Raw genomic sequence first — 16,481 nt, 5'->3', positions numbered from 1 at the left:
TGTGATGTCAGGCAATGCGCACCAGGGCACGCGCGCCGCGCAGCGCCAGCGGTTCCCCGGTGCGCAGGTCGCGCACCCAGGTGACCAGCGCGTACTCGCCGGGAGGGAGCGCCGTGGTGAGTATCGCCGAACGCCACGGCGACAGCGGAACGACCCCCGTCGGGCGGCCGGTGAACGGGCTCGGCCCGGTGCGGGCGAAGAAGGCGTCGAGATCGGTGAGCGCGGTCCCCGGCCGCACCGGCAACAGCATGGCTTCGGTGAACTGGCCGGAAGCGTTGAGCACGAACACCGGCGCGCCGGACCTGAGCGAAGGCGGCGCGAGGAATCCGCTGTCGGTCGCGACGATCGCCGCCGTCGCCTTGGTCGCTTCGGATGTCTTCCCCGCGCCGATCCGCAGCGGCCGGATCCGCGAGAGGAAGTCCGGCTCGGCGACGTCGCGGAAATCCACCAGGTGGTAGTCGCCGGCGGACACGGTGATCTCGGCCGACGCCGGGACGGCGGCCACGGCGACGCCGCCGAACATCTCCGCGTCGGCGGTGACGGCCCGGCCGCCCGCCATCGCGTCCGCGGGGTCGTCGGACATCGCCTGTTTCAGGTGCCGCGTATAGGTTTCGAGCGCGACCCCCGGGCGCAGCCGCACCAGGCCCACCCACGCGCCCGCCGGGTCTTCCGACCGCACCTTCAGAGTGAGGACACCCGCCCGGGCGGTGGACGGCGCGGTGAAGCCCGACGGGGTCACGGTGAGGTCGAGTCCGCCCGGCTCGGCGAGCGCGGGCGAACCGGTCAGCAGGACGGCGACGGCGATCGCCGTCGTGACGAGTTTTCTCATGGTGGCGACTCTGGCCGAGCCCACCCCCGCGGCGCGTCCGCCTCTGACGGGAAACCGCCTACCGCGGCGGGATGACGTACCGCGCCGGTCGGATTTCCCGGATTACCGTTCCGGGCCGACGTGCCGGGCACCCTCGCGCCGCGACCATCGCGTCATGGACCGACGTTCCTTCTTGAAACTCGGCGCGCTCGTGGCCGCCGGTACCGTCGTCGCGGGCTGTTCGGCGGAAACGGCCCATCGGCCGGGAGCGTTCGCCAACCGCCTGTGGGTGCCGCCGCTGCTGTCGCCGGACCTGGACGCCTCCGGTGTCCGCCGGTTCGAGCTCACCCTCCGCCCGGGAAGCACCGAACTGATCCCGGGCAAACGGGCGGACACGTGGGGGATCAACGGCGACCACCTCGGCCCGACGCTGCGGATGCGCCGCGGCGACCGGGTGGCGATGGCCGTCACCAACCGGATCGGCGAACCGACCACGCTGCACTGGCACGGGATGCGCCTGCCGGCGCGGATGGACGGCGGTCCGCATCAGACGATCCGGCCGGACGGGACCTGGAGTCCGGAGTGGACGGTCGACCAGCAGGCCGCCACCGGCTGGTACCACCCGCATCCGCATGAACAGACCGCCCGGCACGTCTACCGCGGCCTGGCGGGGATGATCCAGATCGTGGACCCCGAGGCGGCCGCGCCGGGGCTGCCGTCGGAGTACGGGGTGGACGACATCCCCCTGATCCTCCAGGACAAGCGGCTCGACTCCGACGGGCGGCTCGTGGAGGACTTCGGCGGCACCTTCGGGTTGATCGGCGACACGATCCTGGTCAACGGCACGTTCGATCCGTTCGTCGAGGTGCCCGCGGGCCGGACCCGGTTCCGGGTGCTGAACGCGTCGAACGCCCGGATCTACTTCCTCGAATTCGCCGATGGCCGCGAGTTCCACGTGATCGCCGGCGACGGCGGGCTCCTGCCCGGACCGGTCGCCGTCCGGCGGGTGCCCCTCAGCCCCGGCGAACGGCTGGAGTTCGTCGCCTCCTTCGCACCTGGAGAGCAGGTGGTCCTCCGCAGCGTCGGCGAGCGGACCGAGGCGGCCACGGACATCGAGGAGGGCGATTTCGACCTGCTCAAGATCGTCGCGACAGGTCTGCGGCGCGACGAGTCACCGTTGCCCGAGCGGCTTTCCGCGGCCGCCTTGCCCGAGGCGCCGCCGGGAGCCCGCGTCCGGCGCATGACGCTGACCGGATCGGAGATCAACGGCAAGGACATGGACATGACGCGGATCGACGAGGTCGTCCCGGCGGGCGCGCGCGAGATCTGGGAGATCCACAACACGACCTACACGCACAACTTCCACATCCACGAGGTCGCGTTCCGGGTACTGGAGATCGACGGCGCGCCGCCGCCCGCCTACCTGAGCGGCGCCAAGGACACCGTCTACGTGCCGAAACAGGCCACGGTGAAACTCGCCGTCGAATTCGGCCGCCACGCGGATCCGGCGGCGCCCTACATGTACCACTGCCACATCCTCCGCCACGAGGACAAAGGGATGATGGGTCAGTTCGTCATCGTCGCCCCCGGCACCGAAGACCGCGTTTCACGGCTGCTTCCGATGCCGGGCCACGACCACGGCGGTTGAGCTACTTCTCGATGGCGTAGGCCTCGATCTCGACCTTCATCTTCGGGTCGAGCAGCGCCGAGACCTCGACCATGGTGGCCGCGGGCAGCACGTCGGCGAAGGCTTCGCGGTGCGCCCGCGCCACCAGGTCGGCGTCCTTGATGTCGGTGACGTAGGTGACCGTGCGGACCACCGCGGCCAGGCTCGAACCGGCCTCCCGCAACGCGGTCTCGATGAGCGACAGCACGGCCGAGGCCTGCTCGTACGCGTCACCCGAGCGTTCCGGTTCACGCGCCGTCGTCCCGGAAACGTGGATGTGCTCGCCGACGCGTACCGCCCGGCTGTAGCCGAACACCGGCTCGTAGTCGCCGCCGGAGGAGATGTTCACCCGTTCAGTCATGATCCGTACGAAAGCACAGGCGGCCCCCTGCCGGAACACCGGTACGGGGGCCGCCTGTCGTCACTTCTCTTCCTTGTCCTCCGGCGGCTTCTCGTTCGCGGCGGGCGGGATGGCCTTCGTCAGCTCGACGATGGTCTTCCCGGCCATACCCGACGCGCCGTAGGTCGGGTCGCTGAGGATCTTGGTGGTCTTCTCGATCGCGTCCGCCACCTTCGGGAACCTCTTGTGGAGGTCGCCGATCGGGAAGCTGTTCCAGTAGTCGAACCGCTTCAGGATGTCGGCCGCCCCGTCCACCCCTTCCAGTTCCTTCGCCAGCTTCTCGCGCACGATCCGGAGGGGCATGTCGCTGAGCTTTTCCCGAGGGGGCTTGGGCGTGGCCTCCGGCGTGGTGTCGCCCGGCTTCGGGGGCGGGCCCTCGATCGGCTTCTTGCCGCCCGGCATCGGGGTGCCGCCGGCGGGCTTCGGCTTGGGCAGCTTGATCTTGCCGCCGCCGAGCGTCAGCTTGACGACGTCGTCGGCCGCGCCGCGCGTCTTCGCCAGGATCTTGATCATCTCGGCGAGCTTCTTGGCCGTGTCGGCGATCTGCTTGGCGATCTTGGCGATCGCCACGCCGACCGTGGTCATGATGGAGGTGATCGCCGCGATGATCGAACCGCCGAAGGTGACCGGCGCCAGCGCCACCGCCACGATGGCGGCCTTGAGGATGCCCGCGAGCGTCATGGCGATGATGTCGCGGACGATGCCGCGGACCGCGCCGATGACGGCACCGGCGATCCCCATCTGCTTGCCCGCGAACTCGATGTACCCGGCGAGCGCCTCGATCTGCGCGGCGACGCCCTCCATGTCGGCGCGGAAGGTGTCGGCGGCCTCGCCTTCCCACTTCTCCATGAACTTCTTGGTGGCGGCGTCGTGGTCCTTCGCCCACTCCCGGACTTCCGCGCCCTCTTTGTAGATCGCGGTCTTGGCCGCCTCGATGCCCTTCGGGTCACCGAGCAGGAAGTCCAGCGGCCAGCGGAAGATGACGATGTGCTCGATCAGCCAGCCGATCCCGGCGGTCAGCAGCGAGCCGATCGGGTCGACGACCATGCCGAGGATCTCGATCGCCATCCCCGCCGAGGCCAGCCCGATGCTGAGGCTGTCCCCGTCGTCGACGGCCTTCTTCAGCGAGAACGCCGAATCGAAGAACCCCGCGCCCGCGGTGTCGCCACTGCCCGCGAGGAAACTGCGGTTCTCGTCCTTGAAGTCGTCGGCCTTGGTGCCGCTGCCGTTCCCGAAATCGTTCCGGTGGTACTCGTCGCTCACTTGACCTTCACCTCGTCGATCCCCTTGCCGGCTTCGGTGATCAGCCTCTCGGTCTCCTGCTCGTTGGCGTTGTACTGCTTCGCCGCCTCGCGCACCCTGTCCGAGAACTCCTGCACGTTCTCCGAGTACTTGTTCAGCTGGTCCCGCGCCTTCCCGCAGTGCATGCTCGCGCCGGCGCCGTAGATCTGGCCGCCGAAGATGCCGAAGATGCCGGGGTCCGCCACGCAACTGCCGACCATGCCGGCGCTCTTCCGCAGCGCGTCCTCGAGTTTGTCGAGGTGACCGGCGAACTCGGTCATGGCTTCCGTCTTGACACCGAATCCGGTCACCAGGGGCTCATTTCGTCGTCGTCGGGGGAGGCCGGTCGCCGGGGTCGCGGCGCCGGGGGGTTCGGCGGCCGCACGGGACGGCCGGGCTGCGGCGGCATCGGGGGACCCGCCTGCGGTGGTGGCGGCCGGTATCCCGCCTGAGGACGCGGCGGCTCGTTGTGCGCCTCGGGGGCCCACTTGTCCTGTTCCGGGTTGTCCGGTGCGCCTTCCTCGTCCTCCACCTTCGGCAGGAAGGTGCGGACCAGCTGGGCGGCCTCGTCTTCGCCGTTGATCTCGGTGTAGGACTCGGTGACCTTCTCGACGGTCTTGCGCTGGGCTTCGCGCACCGTCTGCATGACCAGCGAGGAGAGCCGGGCCGGCCCCAGCGAAGTGGCCCGGTTGCCGAACTCGATGGCGCTCAGCGAGCCGTTGGCCTCGACCGTCACCGTCACCGAGCCGTCGGGAGAGGTCACCGTGGACGCCGAGGCGGTGAACGCGGCGGTCAGGGCTTGGGCTTTTTCCTCGAGTTTCCTGGCCTCTCGCTCCAGAAGGAGTGCGAAGTCCTCACCTGCGTCGAAATTGGGTTGCATGCGTCGCCTTGGCTCGATTGGGATGGGGCACGATCGGAGAGAATGCGAGAGGTCGACGAGACCGTCCCGATTCCGCAGTGAACCGATCGGTCGCGAGGTGGATCGACCGTATCGTTACCACCGGACGCGCACCGGGACAAGCCGGATGATCGGAGATTGCCCGAAAGTGCCTCCGGGGTGGAGGATCGGGGCAGGCGATGGAAAGCGGGCCGATCGTGCGGAGCGCCGGTCGCGACGACGTCATGGCCATCTGCCGCTTCGGCGAAGAGCACGTCCTGGCCTGCTACACGCCGTTGCTCGGCGAAGAAGAGGCCGCGCGGCAGGTGCGGATGTGGTGGAACACGACGAACATCGCCGGGGCCGTCGCCCGCGGTGCGGTCGTGGTCGCCGAGGACGGCGGGCGCCTTGCCGGTGTCGGGCAACGCGGTCTCGACGGCGGCGAGCACGTGATCCGCAAGCTGTACGCGCTTCCCCGGTATCGCGGTTTGGGCTCGCGGCTGCTCGAAGTCCTCATCGGACGGTTACCGGCGGGCGTCGAGCGCGTGTACGCCGAACATCTCGTGGCGGACGAGCGCGCGGCGGCCTTCTTCGAGCGCGAGGGTTTCACGGTGGAGCCGAGTGCCCGCCCTCGGCTCGGCATCGTGCGGCGGGTCCGGGGTTCTACCGGTGCTCGGCGGCCTTCTTGAGGTCCCTCAGCCAGATTTCGAGGCCTTGCCCGAGCATCGCGGTGGAGCCTGGCACGTCCTTGTCGACCTGAGGACCGGTGTGGCTCTCTTCGGTGCGGACGATGACGCCGCCGGGCACCTTGACGAAGCTCCAGACGTGGACGCCGTCGATATGCATCCCGCCGGGGCCGTCGAGCGGGCCGGTCCAGCGGATGCATTTGCCGGGCTGGAGCTGCCGGACGGTGGAAACGATGGTCACGTCGCCGGGCGGGTACGGCATTCCGGGCGGGACGGGGATCGTCCACCGGAAGCGGGAATGCTTGCGCAGCGGGCCGTCGTCCAGGCGTTTCATGGTGACCGGGATGACGGGGTTCTGCCAGGTCGGCCAGGCCTCCACGTCGGTCTGCAGGTTCCAGATGGTGCGCAGCGGCGCCTTGACGAAGGTCTCGGTCCGGTAATGCACCTTGGCCGATCGGTCGATGCCTTTTCCTTGGCAGGTAAGGGAAGCCGGTTTGGTGTGGTGGGCGGGGGCGGCCTGGGCCGGTGCCGTGACGCCGAGGACGCCGGCGATGGCCAGCGGGACGGTGAGCATGGCCGCGCGGGTGCCGATCCAGTGGCGTGAGATGCCGGACATGGTCCTTCTCCTTGGCTCGTTAGTGCTTGTTGCGATAGTTAGAAGCTATAGCGCAAGCGCGGTGAGCGTCAAGAGCGAGAAGGTCTAACCGAACAGGCAGGTGGGCTGAGGCTCCCTCGGGACCCGCCGGCTGTGTCGATTTCGGGAGGTCGGATGACCTGAACCCACCCGCACCCGCGGTGACATCCCGCGCGGCCACTGGGCGCTAAGACGTAACTCGCGTGATCAGACGCCGAACACCGAGTTCCGCCTTCAATCACGCGAGTTCCGTGTCTGATCACGTGTGATCGCCCGAGTGCTACAGCCATTCCGCGTCGGTGGCGATGCGGATCGCGTGCACCCGGTTGCGGGCGTTGAGCTTCGTGACGATGGCGGCCAGATAGTTCCGGACCGTGCCGGGGGACAGGAACAGTTCGGCCGCGATGTCGGCGACGGTGCGCCCCCGCGCGGTCACCCGGAGGATCTCGATCTCGCGGGTGGTGAGCGGGCAGTCGTCGGTTTCCCAGGCGGCGAGCGCCAGTTCGCTGTCGATCACCCGTCGGCCGATCGCGACCGACCGCACCGCGTTGGCCAGCTTGTCCGACGGCGCGTCCTTGAGCAGGAAGCCGTTGACCTTCGCGTCCAGCGCACGCCGGACCGTGCCGGGACGGCCGAGGCTGGTGAGGATCAGCGTGTGGCAGCCGGGCAGGCTTTCGTGGATCTCCACGGCCGCGGTCAAACCGTCCTTGCCCGGCAGGTCTATGTCGATGACCGCGACGTCGGGCTGGACGGCCTTCGCCGTCGGAAGGATCTGGTCACCCGCGGCGACTTGGGCGACCACTTCGATGTCGGATTCCATGTTCAGCAGGGCGACGAGCGCCCCGCGAACCATGTGCATATCTTCGGCAAGCAGCACTTTGATCACCACGAAGCACCTCGCACCCCAGTTCAGTGGCTCCGTCGTCATCCTACGGGATTCTCACCCTGTGGGGTGATATCGAAGAATACGCTTTCCCGATCATGCGATCGGCATAGGCCGTATGTAGCAAGGGAAAGCGCGTCAGAGAACGTCGAGCTCCCGCGGCCACTCGACGGGTTCCCTGCTGAGCCCGAGCAACTCGAACTCCGAACGCGCCCAATCGATCCGCACCCGGATCGCCAGCGCGGGCGCCACGGTCAACAGGAACCGGCCGGGACCGCCGCCGACCTTGAAAACACCGTAGGTCAGGAACGCGGATCCGTCGCAGACGGCGAACAACGCGGTGAAAACCGTCGCGCGTTCGCTTTCCGGAATCGAATCCAGCCATTCCAGCCCGCCGGTCAGCACCAGCCGTACCGCCATCCGAGCCTCCCTCGCCGCGCCGGCTTCCAGCATGGCCGCCACCGATGGCATGGGGCGTCTCGTATCCTGCGCCGGACGCGACGAAGGGGACGTCCCACGCGGGACGTCCCCTTCGTCGAAGAGCCGGGTCTCAGCCCGCCTGCTGGTAGCGCTTGAGGTACTCGCCGGTCAGTGAGCTTTCCGCGGTCAGGAGTTTCTCGGGCGGGCCGGTGAAGACGATCTCGCCGCCGTTCTTGCCGCCACCGGGCCCGAGGTCGATGATCCAGTCCGCCTGTTCGATCACCGCCAGGTTGTGCTCGATCACCACCACCGTGTTGCCCGCGTCGACCATGCCGTTGAGCAGGCCCAGCAGCATGTCGATGTCGGTCATGTGCAGACCGGTGGTCGGCTCGTCGAGGATGTAGACGTTCCCGCCGCCGGAAAGCCGGTCCGCCAGCTTGATCCGCTGACGTTCACCGCCGGACAGCGTGCTCAGCGCCTGGCCCAGCCCGAGATAGCCGAGCCCGGTCTCGATCAGCGCGTTCACCTTCGCCAGCACCGGGGCCTCGGTGAAGTACTCGGCCGCCTGCTCCGCGGACAGTTCCAGCACATCGGCGATCGACTTGCCCCGCAGCTTGTGCGCGAGCACCTCGTCCTTGAACCGGCGCCCGTCGCAGCTTTCGCAGTGCGTGGTGATCGGGTCCATATAGGACACTTCGGTGATCAGCACGCCGCGGCCCTGGCATTCCTCGCAAGCGCCCTGGGAGTTGAAGCTGAACAACGCCGCGTTCGCGCCGCTCGCCTTCGCGAAGAGCTTGCGCACCGGGTCCATCAGGCCGAGGTACGTCGCCGGTGTCGAGCGGGACGAGGCCGCGATCGGCGTCTGGTCCACGAAGATCGCGTCCGGATGCGCCTCGCGGAAGACACCGGAGATCAGCGAGCTCTTGCCCGAGCCCGCGACACCGGTGACGGCGGTGAGCACACCGGTCGGGATGTCGACCGACACGTTCTTCAGGTTGTGCAGTGAAGCCCGTTTGATCGACAGCTTCCCCTTGGCGCGCCGCGGATCCTCCTTGACGACACCCGAACGGGCCAGCCCGGCCCCGGTCAACGTCTTGCCGGCACGCAGCTGCCGGTACGTCCCCTGGAAGACGACCTCGCCGCCGTGCACCCCCGCCCGCGGCCCGATCTCGACGATATGGTCGGCGATCTCGATGACGTCCGGGTCGTGTTCGACCACGAGGATCGTGTTCCCCTTGTCCCGCAACGCCCGCAGCAGATCGTTGAGCCGCCCGACGTCGCGGGGATGCAGGCCGACACTGGGCTCGTCGAAGATGTAGGTCAGCCCGGTCAGGTCGCTGCCCAGATGCTTGACCAGCTTGAGCCGCTGCCCCTCACCGCCGGACAGCGAAGTCGTCGCCCGGTCCAGCGAAAGGTAACCGAGGCCGATCGCCTCGATACGTTCGAGCGCGGCCAGCACGCCCTGCGCCATCGCGGCGGTCTGCTTGTCCTTGATGGACTTGATCAGCTCGATCAGATCGGTGATCTGCAGCTCGCACCATTGCGCGATGTTCTTGCCCGCCAGCTTGGTCGCGAGCGCCGCCTCGCTCAGCCGACCGCCGCGGCAGGCCGGGCAAGGCCCCTCGGTGATGAACTTCTCCGCCTGGGCGCGGGTCTTCTCGCTCATCGACCCGGTGTCGCGTTTCAGGTGGCGGCGGGTGAAGTTCGCGACCAGGCCCTCGAACGTCAGCGTCTGCGTCTTGCCGTTCTTGAAGGTGAGCTGGACCTTGCCCTCCTTGCCGTGCAGAAGGGTGTCCATCTCCTTCGCGGTGTACTTGTTGAGCTTCTTGGCCGGGTTGATGGCCTCGTGGTTGGCGTAGAACTGCCAGCCGGGGCTGCCGACCGGGTAACCCGGCACCAGGATCGCGCCCTCGTCGAGCGATTTCGTCATGTCGAGCATCAGCTCGGGATCCGGGCGCAGCGCGCGGCCGATGCCCTCGCAGTCGGGGCACATCCCGTTGGGGTCGTTGAACGAGTACAGCGAGGGATTGCCCGCGCTGGGCTTTCCCTGTCGCGAGAACAACACCCGCAGCAGCGGATGGATGTCGGCGACCGTGCCGACCGTCGAGCGCGCGTTCCCGCCGAGCGGGCGCTGGTCGACGACGACCGGGGTGGTCAGGTTCTCGATGGCGTCCACGTGCGGACGTTCGTGTTTGGGCAGCTGGTTGCGGATGAACCAGGGGAAGGTGGCGTTCAGCTGACGCTGCGCCTCGACGGCGATCGTGTCGAACACGACGGAGGACTTACCGGAACCCGAAACCCCGACGAAAACCGTGATCTGGTTCTTCGGGAGCTCGAGCGAGACGTCCTTCAGGTTGTTCTCGTGAGCGCCGGTGACGCGGATTCCATCACCCGCCGGTTGTTTGGTCTTGCGGGCTGCGGCAGTCACAGAAGTTCCTTTCCTCGCCGGTGCGCGTGCATGATCGCGCCTGCTCGCCAGTATCGCAGCGCCGCCGAATGACCGGTAGTCGATTCGTGTGTGATCGGGCCATGTTCTCGTCACGAAACAATCGTGAAATTTTCATGGTCCCGGTGAATTCAGGAGCGCGTGTAGACGGCGCCGATGACACCGGTTTTCAGCGCGTTCGCGCGGGTCAGCTTCAGCGGGATCTCCTTGGCCGTGCCGTCGAACAATTTCGCTCCCTCGCCCGCCACCAGCGGCATGATGTTGAGCGCGAGCTCGTCCAATAGCCCTTCGGCGAGCAGCCATTGGACGAGCTTCGGGCTTCCCGGGACGCGGATCGTCTTGCCGGGCCCTTCCTTCAGCCGGGTGATCTCGCCCGCGATGTCACCGGTGATCAGGCTCGTGTCCGGCCAGGTCAGCGAGGCTTCGTCCAGTGTCGAAGAAACGACGTATTTGTGCGTGCCGTTGAGGAACGCGGCCATCGGGTTGCTGTCACCCTGCGGCTTCCACATCTGTTCGAAGGCGAGATACGTGTCCTTGCCCATCAGAATGGCGTCCGAAGCGGCGAGGCTCTCCGCGATTCCTTCGCTCATCTCGTCGGACCAGTATTGGCCCATCCAGCGGTCCGGCCGTTCGGCCACCCCGTCCAGGGACATGAACAATCCAGCGGCGATTTCGCGCATGACGAACTCCTTCGTTGTCCGGTGGCCCGTGGTCAGGCCGCGGGCCGATCTTCCCACCGCCGCGCGCGACGCTCCAAGGGATCGAGCACACCGGAAGAAGTCCAGCGGACCGGCAGCGCGGACAATGCGCGCATCGTCGGAGAGACCGTCCAGTCCAGGGTGTCCTCGGGGACGGCGAGGGAGAGTTCCGGCGCACGACGGGAAAGCGCGCGCAGCGCCGACCGGATCTCGACCCGGGCGAGGTGGGCGCCGATGCAATGGTGCGTCCCGTGCCCGAACGACAGATGCCTGCCGTTCCTGTCCATCGAGAACCGGTCCGGATCGGCGAAGACGTCCTCGTCGCGGTTGACCACCGGCAGCAGCGCGGTCACCAGGTCGCCCGGCTCGATGCGCGTGCCCGCGATGGTGACTTCCTCCGTCGCGACCCGCGTCATGCTGAAGTTCACCGCGGGGCTGTACCGGAGCGTTTCCTCGACGGCCGCGTCCAGCAGCGCCGGGTCCGCGTCCAGCGAGGCCAGCAGGCCCGGCCGCGAGATCAGGCAGAACACCGCGTTGGCGATCTGCGAGGCAGCCAGGGCGTGCCCGTCGAAGAACAGCGACGCCGCCAGCCCGGTCAGTTCCGTTTCGTCGAGCGCGCCCGAGCGATGTGCCTCGATGAGTTCGGCCATCAGCCCGGACGGCGGGTCTTCGGTGTCGGCGAGCATCATCGCGACCTCGTCGTGCAACAGCAGTTCGCCTTGGTAGACGGCGGATCGCGGGGAGCCCGGCTTGCCGAGCCGCGCGTTCGCGCGTTTGCGGACGGCCTCGCGCCGCGACGGCGGCACACCCAGCAGTTCGGCCTGGGCGGTGAAGGTCAGCGGGGCACAGAAATCGGCGATCAGGTCCGCGGTGGGGCCCGTGTCGATCAGCCTGTCGAGCAGGCCGACGGCGGTGGTTTCGACATACTCGCGCAACTGTTCCGCGCGGCGGGCGGAGAACGCGCCGCCGATCAGCTTCCGGATCCTGGTGTGCCTCGGCGGGTCCAGATCGGTCACCGACATCCGGGTGGCCGGTCCGCGCGGATGGGTCGTCTCGGCCAGCACGGCCCGGCTGAACCGCTTGTCACGCAGGAAATCACGCGTTTCGGCATAGCTGCTCACCAGCCATTCGCGGCGCCCGTCGCGCCGGCGTGAACCGAACGGGCAGCCGTCGGGGATGTCGTCCCCGACGAGCTGCCGCCGTTGCCGCCCTTCGGCGAAGTCCGAGCCTCCACGACCTCCTGTTACGTCGCCCATCGGGTCCATCCTCCGATCATCGATTCCGTGCGGGCACGCGCAGCGCGAGCAGGCAGACCGCGACCGAGGCCACGGACAGCGCCGCGATGGCGAGCCGCAGGTCGGTATGCCCGGCGATCTGGCCGACCACGGCCGGGCCGAGCAAGAGGCCGACACTGGCCAATGACGCCGCCGAGCCGATCACCGCGCCGCGGTCCTCCGCCGTGGCGCCGCGCCCGATCAGCCCGTAGACGGTGGGCGTCGACACCGAGATCGCGCCGCCCACCACGGCGGTGCCGAGCAGGCCGTGCACCGGCGCGTCGGCCATGGAAAGCATCAGCACGCCCACCCCGGAAAGCGCGCCGGAGGTGAGCAGCACCAGGCGATCCGACGCGCGGCCGGACAGCCAGTGCCCGCCGAACCTGCCCAGCGCCATGCCGGCGGCGAAGATGCCGGGCGCGGCGGCCGAGATCCCGACCGGCGCCCGGGTGACGTCGGCCAGGAACACCGCGCTCCACTGTTGGACGCCGCTTTCCACGACCATCGCCAGCGCCGCCAGCAGGCACAGCAGCAGGACCGCCGGGCCGAGCCGCGAACGGCGCCCCGGTTCGCGGCCCTGCCGCACCAGCCGTCCCGGCACGGAATTCCTCGCCGCGATCGCGCCGAGCACCACCGCCGCCGAAAGGGTCAGCGCGATCACTTCGGCCGGTACTCCCGCGGTGCGGGCCGCCCCGGTGCCGAGACTGCATGTCAACAGGCCGATGCTGAACAACGCGTGCGCGCGGTTCATCACGCGTGGCCCGTCGCCCGCTTCGGCGGACGCCGCCAGCGCGACCACGACGACATTGCAGGCGCCGGAACCGAATCCGAACAATCCCAGCGTGAGGAACAAGGCCGGAACGGATCCGGCCAAGGCGGGCGTCGGCGCGATGAGCGCGAATCCGGCGAAGGTCGAGATCGCCACCGGGCGGCCGAAGCGGTCGAGCAACCGGCCGATCGCGAACATCGCGGGCATCGCCGCGAGCGCGCCGATCAGCAACGCGGCACCCAATTGTGCCTCGCCGGCGCCGGTGGCGTGGCGGACGTCCGGCAACATCGAAAGGTACGGCCCCCACAATGCGCCGTACGCGGCGAATCCCGCGAAGACCGTGCCGGTCCGCGGGGCTGCGGTGATGACGGCGACCATGAGACGTGCCGGTCCTTTCCGTGCTGATCAGCGGAATTTCGCCAAGCGGCGGACATTCGCAGGTTAGCAGCGGGATTCGAGAACGGGCCACGATTATTTACCGCATTTATGGAGAAGGACGGCGAAGCGCTCCGTCTGTATTCTCGGCGAAGGTGCGGTTTTTCAGGCTGGGACAATCATCCCAAAAATGAAGAATTCATACCCGGAAGGTTAACCATTCACTGCTCCCACGCCGCACTTCCTCGCATGATGTAACCGCACGAGAGTGTCTCCGTTGTGAGGAACAGGAAGGTAGTGCGTCATGTTGCAGAACGTCGAACCCGCGACCGCGTCGAGGGCCGGCCCGGGGCCGCGGGGGACCGAGACCGAATTCGCGATCCACGCCGAGGGGCTGGTGAAACGGTTCGGCGAGACGACCGCGCTCGACGGGGTCGACTTGACCGTCCGCTCGGGCACCGTGCTCGGGGTACTCGGCCCGAACGGCGCCGGGAAGACCACCACGGTCCGGGTCCTGTCCACCCTGGTGACGCCCGACGAGGGCCACGCCACCGTCGCCGGATACGACATCGTGAAGGACGCCCACCAGGTGCGGCAGCTGATCGGCTTGACCGGTCAGTACGCGTCGGTCGACGAAAGCCTGACCGGTGTCGAGAACCTGCTGCTGATCGGGCGGCTGCTCGGCCTCTCGCGGCGGGCGGCCAAGGCCCGCGCGCACGAGCTCCTGGAGCGGTTCTCCCTCACCGAGGCGGGCGGCCGGGCGGCGAAGGGCTACTCGGGCGGTATGCGCCGTCGGCTCGACCTGGCCGCCAGCCTGGTCGGGGACGCGCGACTGCTGTTCCTGGACGAGCCCACCACCGGTCTCGATCCACGCAGCAGGCTCGAACTCTGGGACGTCGTACGCGGTTTGGTCGCGGACGGCGTCACGGTGCTGCTGACCACGCAGTACCTGGAGGAGGCCGACGCGCTCGCCGACGAGATCGTGGTCGTCGACCACGGCAAGGTGATCGCCAAGGGCACCCCGGACGAGCTCAAGGCCAGCACCGGCGCCCAGCGCCTGACGGTGCGCGGCGCACAGGCGACCGACCTCGAGAAGGTCGTGCGGCTGGTCGGCGAGATCGCCGGCGCGACGCCGGACGTCTCGGGCCAGGTCGTCAGCGTCCCGGTCACCGACCCGGCGGCGTTGCCCGCCGCGGTCCGGCGGCTGGAGGAGGCGGGCATCGTCATCGGCGAGCTGTCCCTGCGCAGCTCCAGCCTGGACGAGGTGTTCCTCAGCCTGACCGGGCGTCCGGCCGAGGAGACCGCCGACGAGACCGAGGAGGAGATCCGATGACCGCCGCGACCACGACGCTGCCGCCGCGGCGGTTGTCGGCCCGGGTCGGGTTCTTCCAGGGCATCTCGCAGATGTTCACGCTGGCCTGGCGCAGCACCGTTTCGGTCAAGCACGAGCCGAAACAGCTGGCCGACATCAGTTTCCAGCCGATCATCTTCACGCTGCTGTTCACGTTCGTGTTCGGTGGCGCGATCTCCGGCGACCGGAGCGCGTACCTGCAGTTCATGATCCCGGGCATGCTGGTGATGAGCATGCTGTTCGCGACCATCAACGTCGGCATCGGCCTCAACACCGACCTGTCCCAGGGCGTGTTCGACCGGTTCCGCTCGTTGCCGATCGCGCGCTGGGCACCGCTGGCAGGCCGGATCATCGGCGACCAGTTCAAGCAGGTCTGGTCCGTGCTGCTGGTGGTCGGCGTCGGGCTGCTGCTCGGCTTCCGGCCGGAGAAGGGCTTCCTCGGCGTGCTCGCGGCCGGGTTGCTGCTGCTGGTGTTCGCGATCGCGTTCTCCTGGGTGCCCACGCTGGTGGGCGTCGCCGCCGACCAGGCGGAGAAGGTCCAGGTGTTCGCGTTCGCGGTGATCCTGCCGCTGAACTTCGTCAGCGGGGTGTTCGCGCCGGTCGAGACGATGCCGTCCTGGCTGCAGGCGTTCGCGGAAGTCAGCCCGGTGGCGATCCTGCTCGAGGCGTGCCGCGGACTGATGAACGGCGGCGACAACGTCACCTCGGCGGTGATCTGGTCCCTGGTCTGGGCGGCCGTGATCGCGATCGTGTTCGGGGCGCTTTCGGTCCGTGCCCTGAAGAAGCGGATCTGAGCAATAGCCGTTCGAGCACCGGAGCCGTGACGCGTGCGCGCGCCACGGCTTCGGTGTTCCAGAGCCTGTTGGCGGAGCTGATGGGGAGTGAACCCGCTCTGCCGACGTCGATCGCGGGTTCACCTACAGACACTCAGGGCCCGACCCGGGGAGCGCCGATGGACGAGCTGGACTACAACACCTGCAACGCCACCTTCCGCAGCCTGACCGATCAGCAACGGCTGATGGTCGAGGAGACGTCGAGGCTGATCGGGGCGGACGCCGATCTCGAACTGACGTCGTACGGCTGCGGGTTCGGCATGTTCGAACTGGAGCTCATCGCGCGGGTGCCGCGGAGAACGGTGTGGTTCCAGGGCGTCGACACCAACGGCGAAGCGGTCGAACGGCTGCGCGCGAAGCTGGCCGGGCTGCCGAAGGTCCGCGGCCATCGTGTCTTCACCGCGAGCATGGCCGACGTCGCCGACCGCCGGATCACGCCGACCGAGTACGGCCTGTTCGTCCAATCGTTGTGCTACCTCGGCGCGGACGAGGGGATGACGGTGCTGAAGGAGGCGCGCAACCGGCACCGGCGGCTGATCGTCGCGGTGCCCCCGCTGAACCGGCTGAACGGTCCCTTCGCGGAATCCCTCGCCCGCCAAGGCGTCGTGCGCCCGTTGTTCGCGCGGACGCTGGCGGAGGAGCTGACGCGGTTCGGCGTCGAGTTCCGGTCCGTCACGGTGGACGCGGAGATCACAGTGCCGGTTTCCGAGCCGGCGCACCGACTTCTGGAGTTCTTGACCTTCGCGCGGCATCAGCCTTGGCGCGGCGGGACCGGGCGGGCGGAGCTGCTCGACGCGGTCGCCGGGCTGGGCACGGTCTCCGCGGGGCGGGTGCGGATTCCGCATCCGGTCGAGGTTTTCGGGATCGGTTAGGGCTGGCGCTCATGTCGCGAAAGCCACTTTCGGGACATCAGACGTTGCGAATGTGGCTTTCGGGACATGCTTCGGCCCTGGTCGGTGGCTGGCCCCCGGTTGGCGTGTTGGGGGAGCCCCACAGGGCAACAAAAAAAGATAGAAAAATGGGTTGGGGAAACCCCCACCCCGACCCCCCCCCCCCGCCCCCGGGGCCAACCCCCCCACG

Annotated in this window: 17 protein-coding genes; 5 read left to right on the top strand and 12 right to left on the bottom strand. The window is 68.4% G+C overall.

Annotated features, from left to right (window positions below; translation table 11 throughout):
- Positions 1-7: 7 nt before the first annotated feature.
- A complete protein-coding gene (locus ACFWIW_RS18390) occupies positions 8-829 on the bottom strand; it encodes a hypothetical protein (protein WP_378369515.1) in 822 nt (273 codons plus the stop codon).
- 154 nt (positions 830-983) lie between these two features.
- Here ACFWIW_RS18390 and ACFWIW_RS18385 point away from each other — a divergent pair, with 154 nt between their 5' ends.
- On the top strand, positions 984-2,456 hold the full coding sequence (locus tag ACFWIW_RS18385) for a multicopper oxidase domain-containing protein (protein ID WP_378369514.1): 1,473 nt from the start codon (positions 984-986) through the stop codon (positions 2,454-2,456).
- A gap of 1 nt (position 2,457) precedes the next feature.
- Here ACFWIW_RS18385 and ACFWIW_RS18380 read toward each other — a convergent pair whose 3' ends face one another.
- From ACFWIW_RS18380 to ACFWIW_RS18365, 4 genes are read right to left on the bottom strand one after another with little or no spacing between them, the layout of a single operon-like run.
- Positions 2,458-2,835, bottom strand: coding sequence for a RidA family protein (locus ACFWIW_RS18380; RefSeq protein WP_378369513.1), 378 nt, complete (start codon positions 2,833-2,835; stop codon positions 2,458-2,460).
- Between the two features lie 60 nt (positions 2,836-2,895).
- Positions 2,896-4,137 (bottom strand): hypothetical protein, encoded by a 1,242-nt coding sequence (locus ACFWIW_RS18375; protein WP_378369512.1) that lies wholly within the window; start codon positions 4,135-4,137, stop codon positions 2,896-2,898.
- Positions 4,134-4,469 (bottom strand): hypothetical protein, encoded by a 336-nt coding sequence (locus ACFWIW_RS18370; RefSeq protein WP_378369627.1) that lies wholly within the window; start codon positions 4,467-4,469, stop codon positions 4,134-4,136. Before ACFWIW_RS18370 ends, ACFWIW_RS18375 begins: the two co-directional genes overlap by 4 nt.
- Complete coding sequence (locus tag ACFWIW_RS18365; RefSeq protein ID WP_378369511.1) at positions 4,463-5,035, bottom strand: YbaB/EbfC family nucleoid-associated protein; 573 nt, start codon at positions 5,033-5,035, stop codon at positions 4,463-4,465. Before ACFWIW_RS18365 ends, ACFWIW_RS18370 begins: the two co-directional genes overlap by 7 nt.
- 197 nt (positions 5,036-5,232) lie before the next feature.
- Here ACFWIW_RS18365 and ACFWIW_RS18360 point away from each other — a divergent pair, with 197 nt between their 5' ends.
- Positions 5,233-5,721, top strand: coding sequence for a GNAT family N-acetyltransferase (locus ACFWIW_RS18360; protein WP_378369510.1), 489 nt, complete (start codon positions 5,233-5,235; stop codon positions 5,719-5,721).
- Here ACFWIW_RS18360 and ACFWIW_RS18355 read toward each other — a convergent pair.
- From ACFWIW_RS18355 to ACFWIW_RS18325, 7 genes are all read right to left on the bottom strand, one after another.
- Positions 5,696-6,334 (bottom strand): SRPBCC family protein, encoded by a 639-nt coding sequence (locus ACFWIW_RS18355; RefSeq protein WP_378369509.1) that lies wholly within the window; start codon positions 6,332-6,334, stop codon positions 5,696-5,698. The genes ACFWIW_RS18360 and ACFWIW_RS18355 overlap by 26 nt on opposite strands.
- A gap of 298 nt (positions 6,335-6,632) precedes the next feature.
- Entirely contained in the window at positions 6,633-7,280 is a 648-nt protein-coding gene (locus ACFWIW_RS18350; RefSeq protein WP_378369508.1) for a DNA-binding response regulator, read from the bottom strand.
- A gap of 93 nt (positions 7,281-7,373) precedes the next feature.
- The gene (locus ACFWIW_RS18345) at positions 7,374-7,655 is read right to left on the bottom strand and encodes a DUF6235 family protein (protein ID WP_037341299.1); all 282 of its coding nucleotides are present in this window, start codon (positions 7,653-7,655) and stop codon (positions 7,374-7,376) included.
- 130 nt (positions 7,656-7,785) lie between these two features.
- Positions 7,786-10,083, bottom strand: coding sequence for an ATP-binding cassette domain-containing protein (locus ACFWIW_RS18340; RefSeq protein ID WP_378369507.1), 2,298 nt, complete (start codon positions 10,081-10,083; stop codon positions 7,786-7,788).
- A gap of 149 nt (positions 10,084-10,232) precedes the next feature.
- The gene (locus ACFWIW_RS18335) at positions 10,233-10,781 is read right to left on the bottom strand and encodes a dihydrofolate reductase family protein (RefSeq protein ID WP_378369506.1); all 549 of its coding nucleotides are present in this window, start codon (positions 10,779-10,781) and stop codon (positions 10,233-10,235) included.
- 32 nt (positions 10,782-10,813) lie between these two features.
- Positions 10,814-12,055, bottom strand: coding sequence for a cytochrome P450 (locus ACFWIW_RS18330; protein WP_378369505.1), 1,242 nt, complete (start codon positions 12,053-12,055; stop codon positions 10,814-10,816).
- A 16-nt stretch (positions 12,056-12,071) separates the two neighbouring features.
- Positions 12,072-13,220, bottom strand: coding sequence for an MFS transporter (locus ACFWIW_RS18325; protein ID WP_378369504.1), 1,149 nt, complete (start codon positions 13,218-13,220; stop codon positions 12,072-12,074).
- 301 nt (positions 13,221-13,521) lie between these two features.
- Here ACFWIW_RS18325 and ACFWIW_RS18320 point away from each other — a divergent pair, with 301 nt between their 5' ends.
- From ACFWIW_RS18320 to ACFWIW_RS18310, 3 genes are all read left to right on the top strand, one after another.
- Positions 13,522-14,550 (top strand): ATP-binding cassette domain-containing protein, encoded by a 1,029-nt coding sequence (locus tag ACFWIW_RS18320; RefSeq protein ID WP_378369503.1) that lies wholly within the window; start codon positions 13,522-13,524, stop codon positions 14,548-14,550.
- A complete protein-coding gene (locus ACFWIW_RS18315; protein WP_378369502.1) occupies positions 14,547-15,362 on the top strand; it encodes an ABC transporter permease in 816 nt (271 codons plus the stop codon). The genes ACFWIW_RS18320 and ACFWIW_RS18315 overlap by 4 nt, the downstream gene beginning before the upstream one ends.
- A gap of 158 nt (positions 15,363-15,520) precedes the next feature.
- On the top strand, positions 15,521-16,273 hold the full coding sequence (locus tag ACFWIW_RS18310; RefSeq protein ID WP_378369501.1) for a hypothetical protein: 753 nt from the start codon (positions 15,521-15,523) through the stop codon (positions 16,271-16,273).
- Positions 16,274-16,481: the final 208 nt, after the last annotated feature.

Origin of the sequence: Amycolatopsis sp. NPDC058340 (assembly GCF_042723975.1) — a bacterium.
Taxonomy (GTDB): Bacteria; Actinomycetota; Actinomycetes; order Mycobacteriales; family Pseudonocardiaceae; genus Amycolatopsis.
The sequence above is the reverse complement of the archived record's forward strand: the minus strand, read 5'-3'. Positions and strand labels throughout refer to the sequence as shown.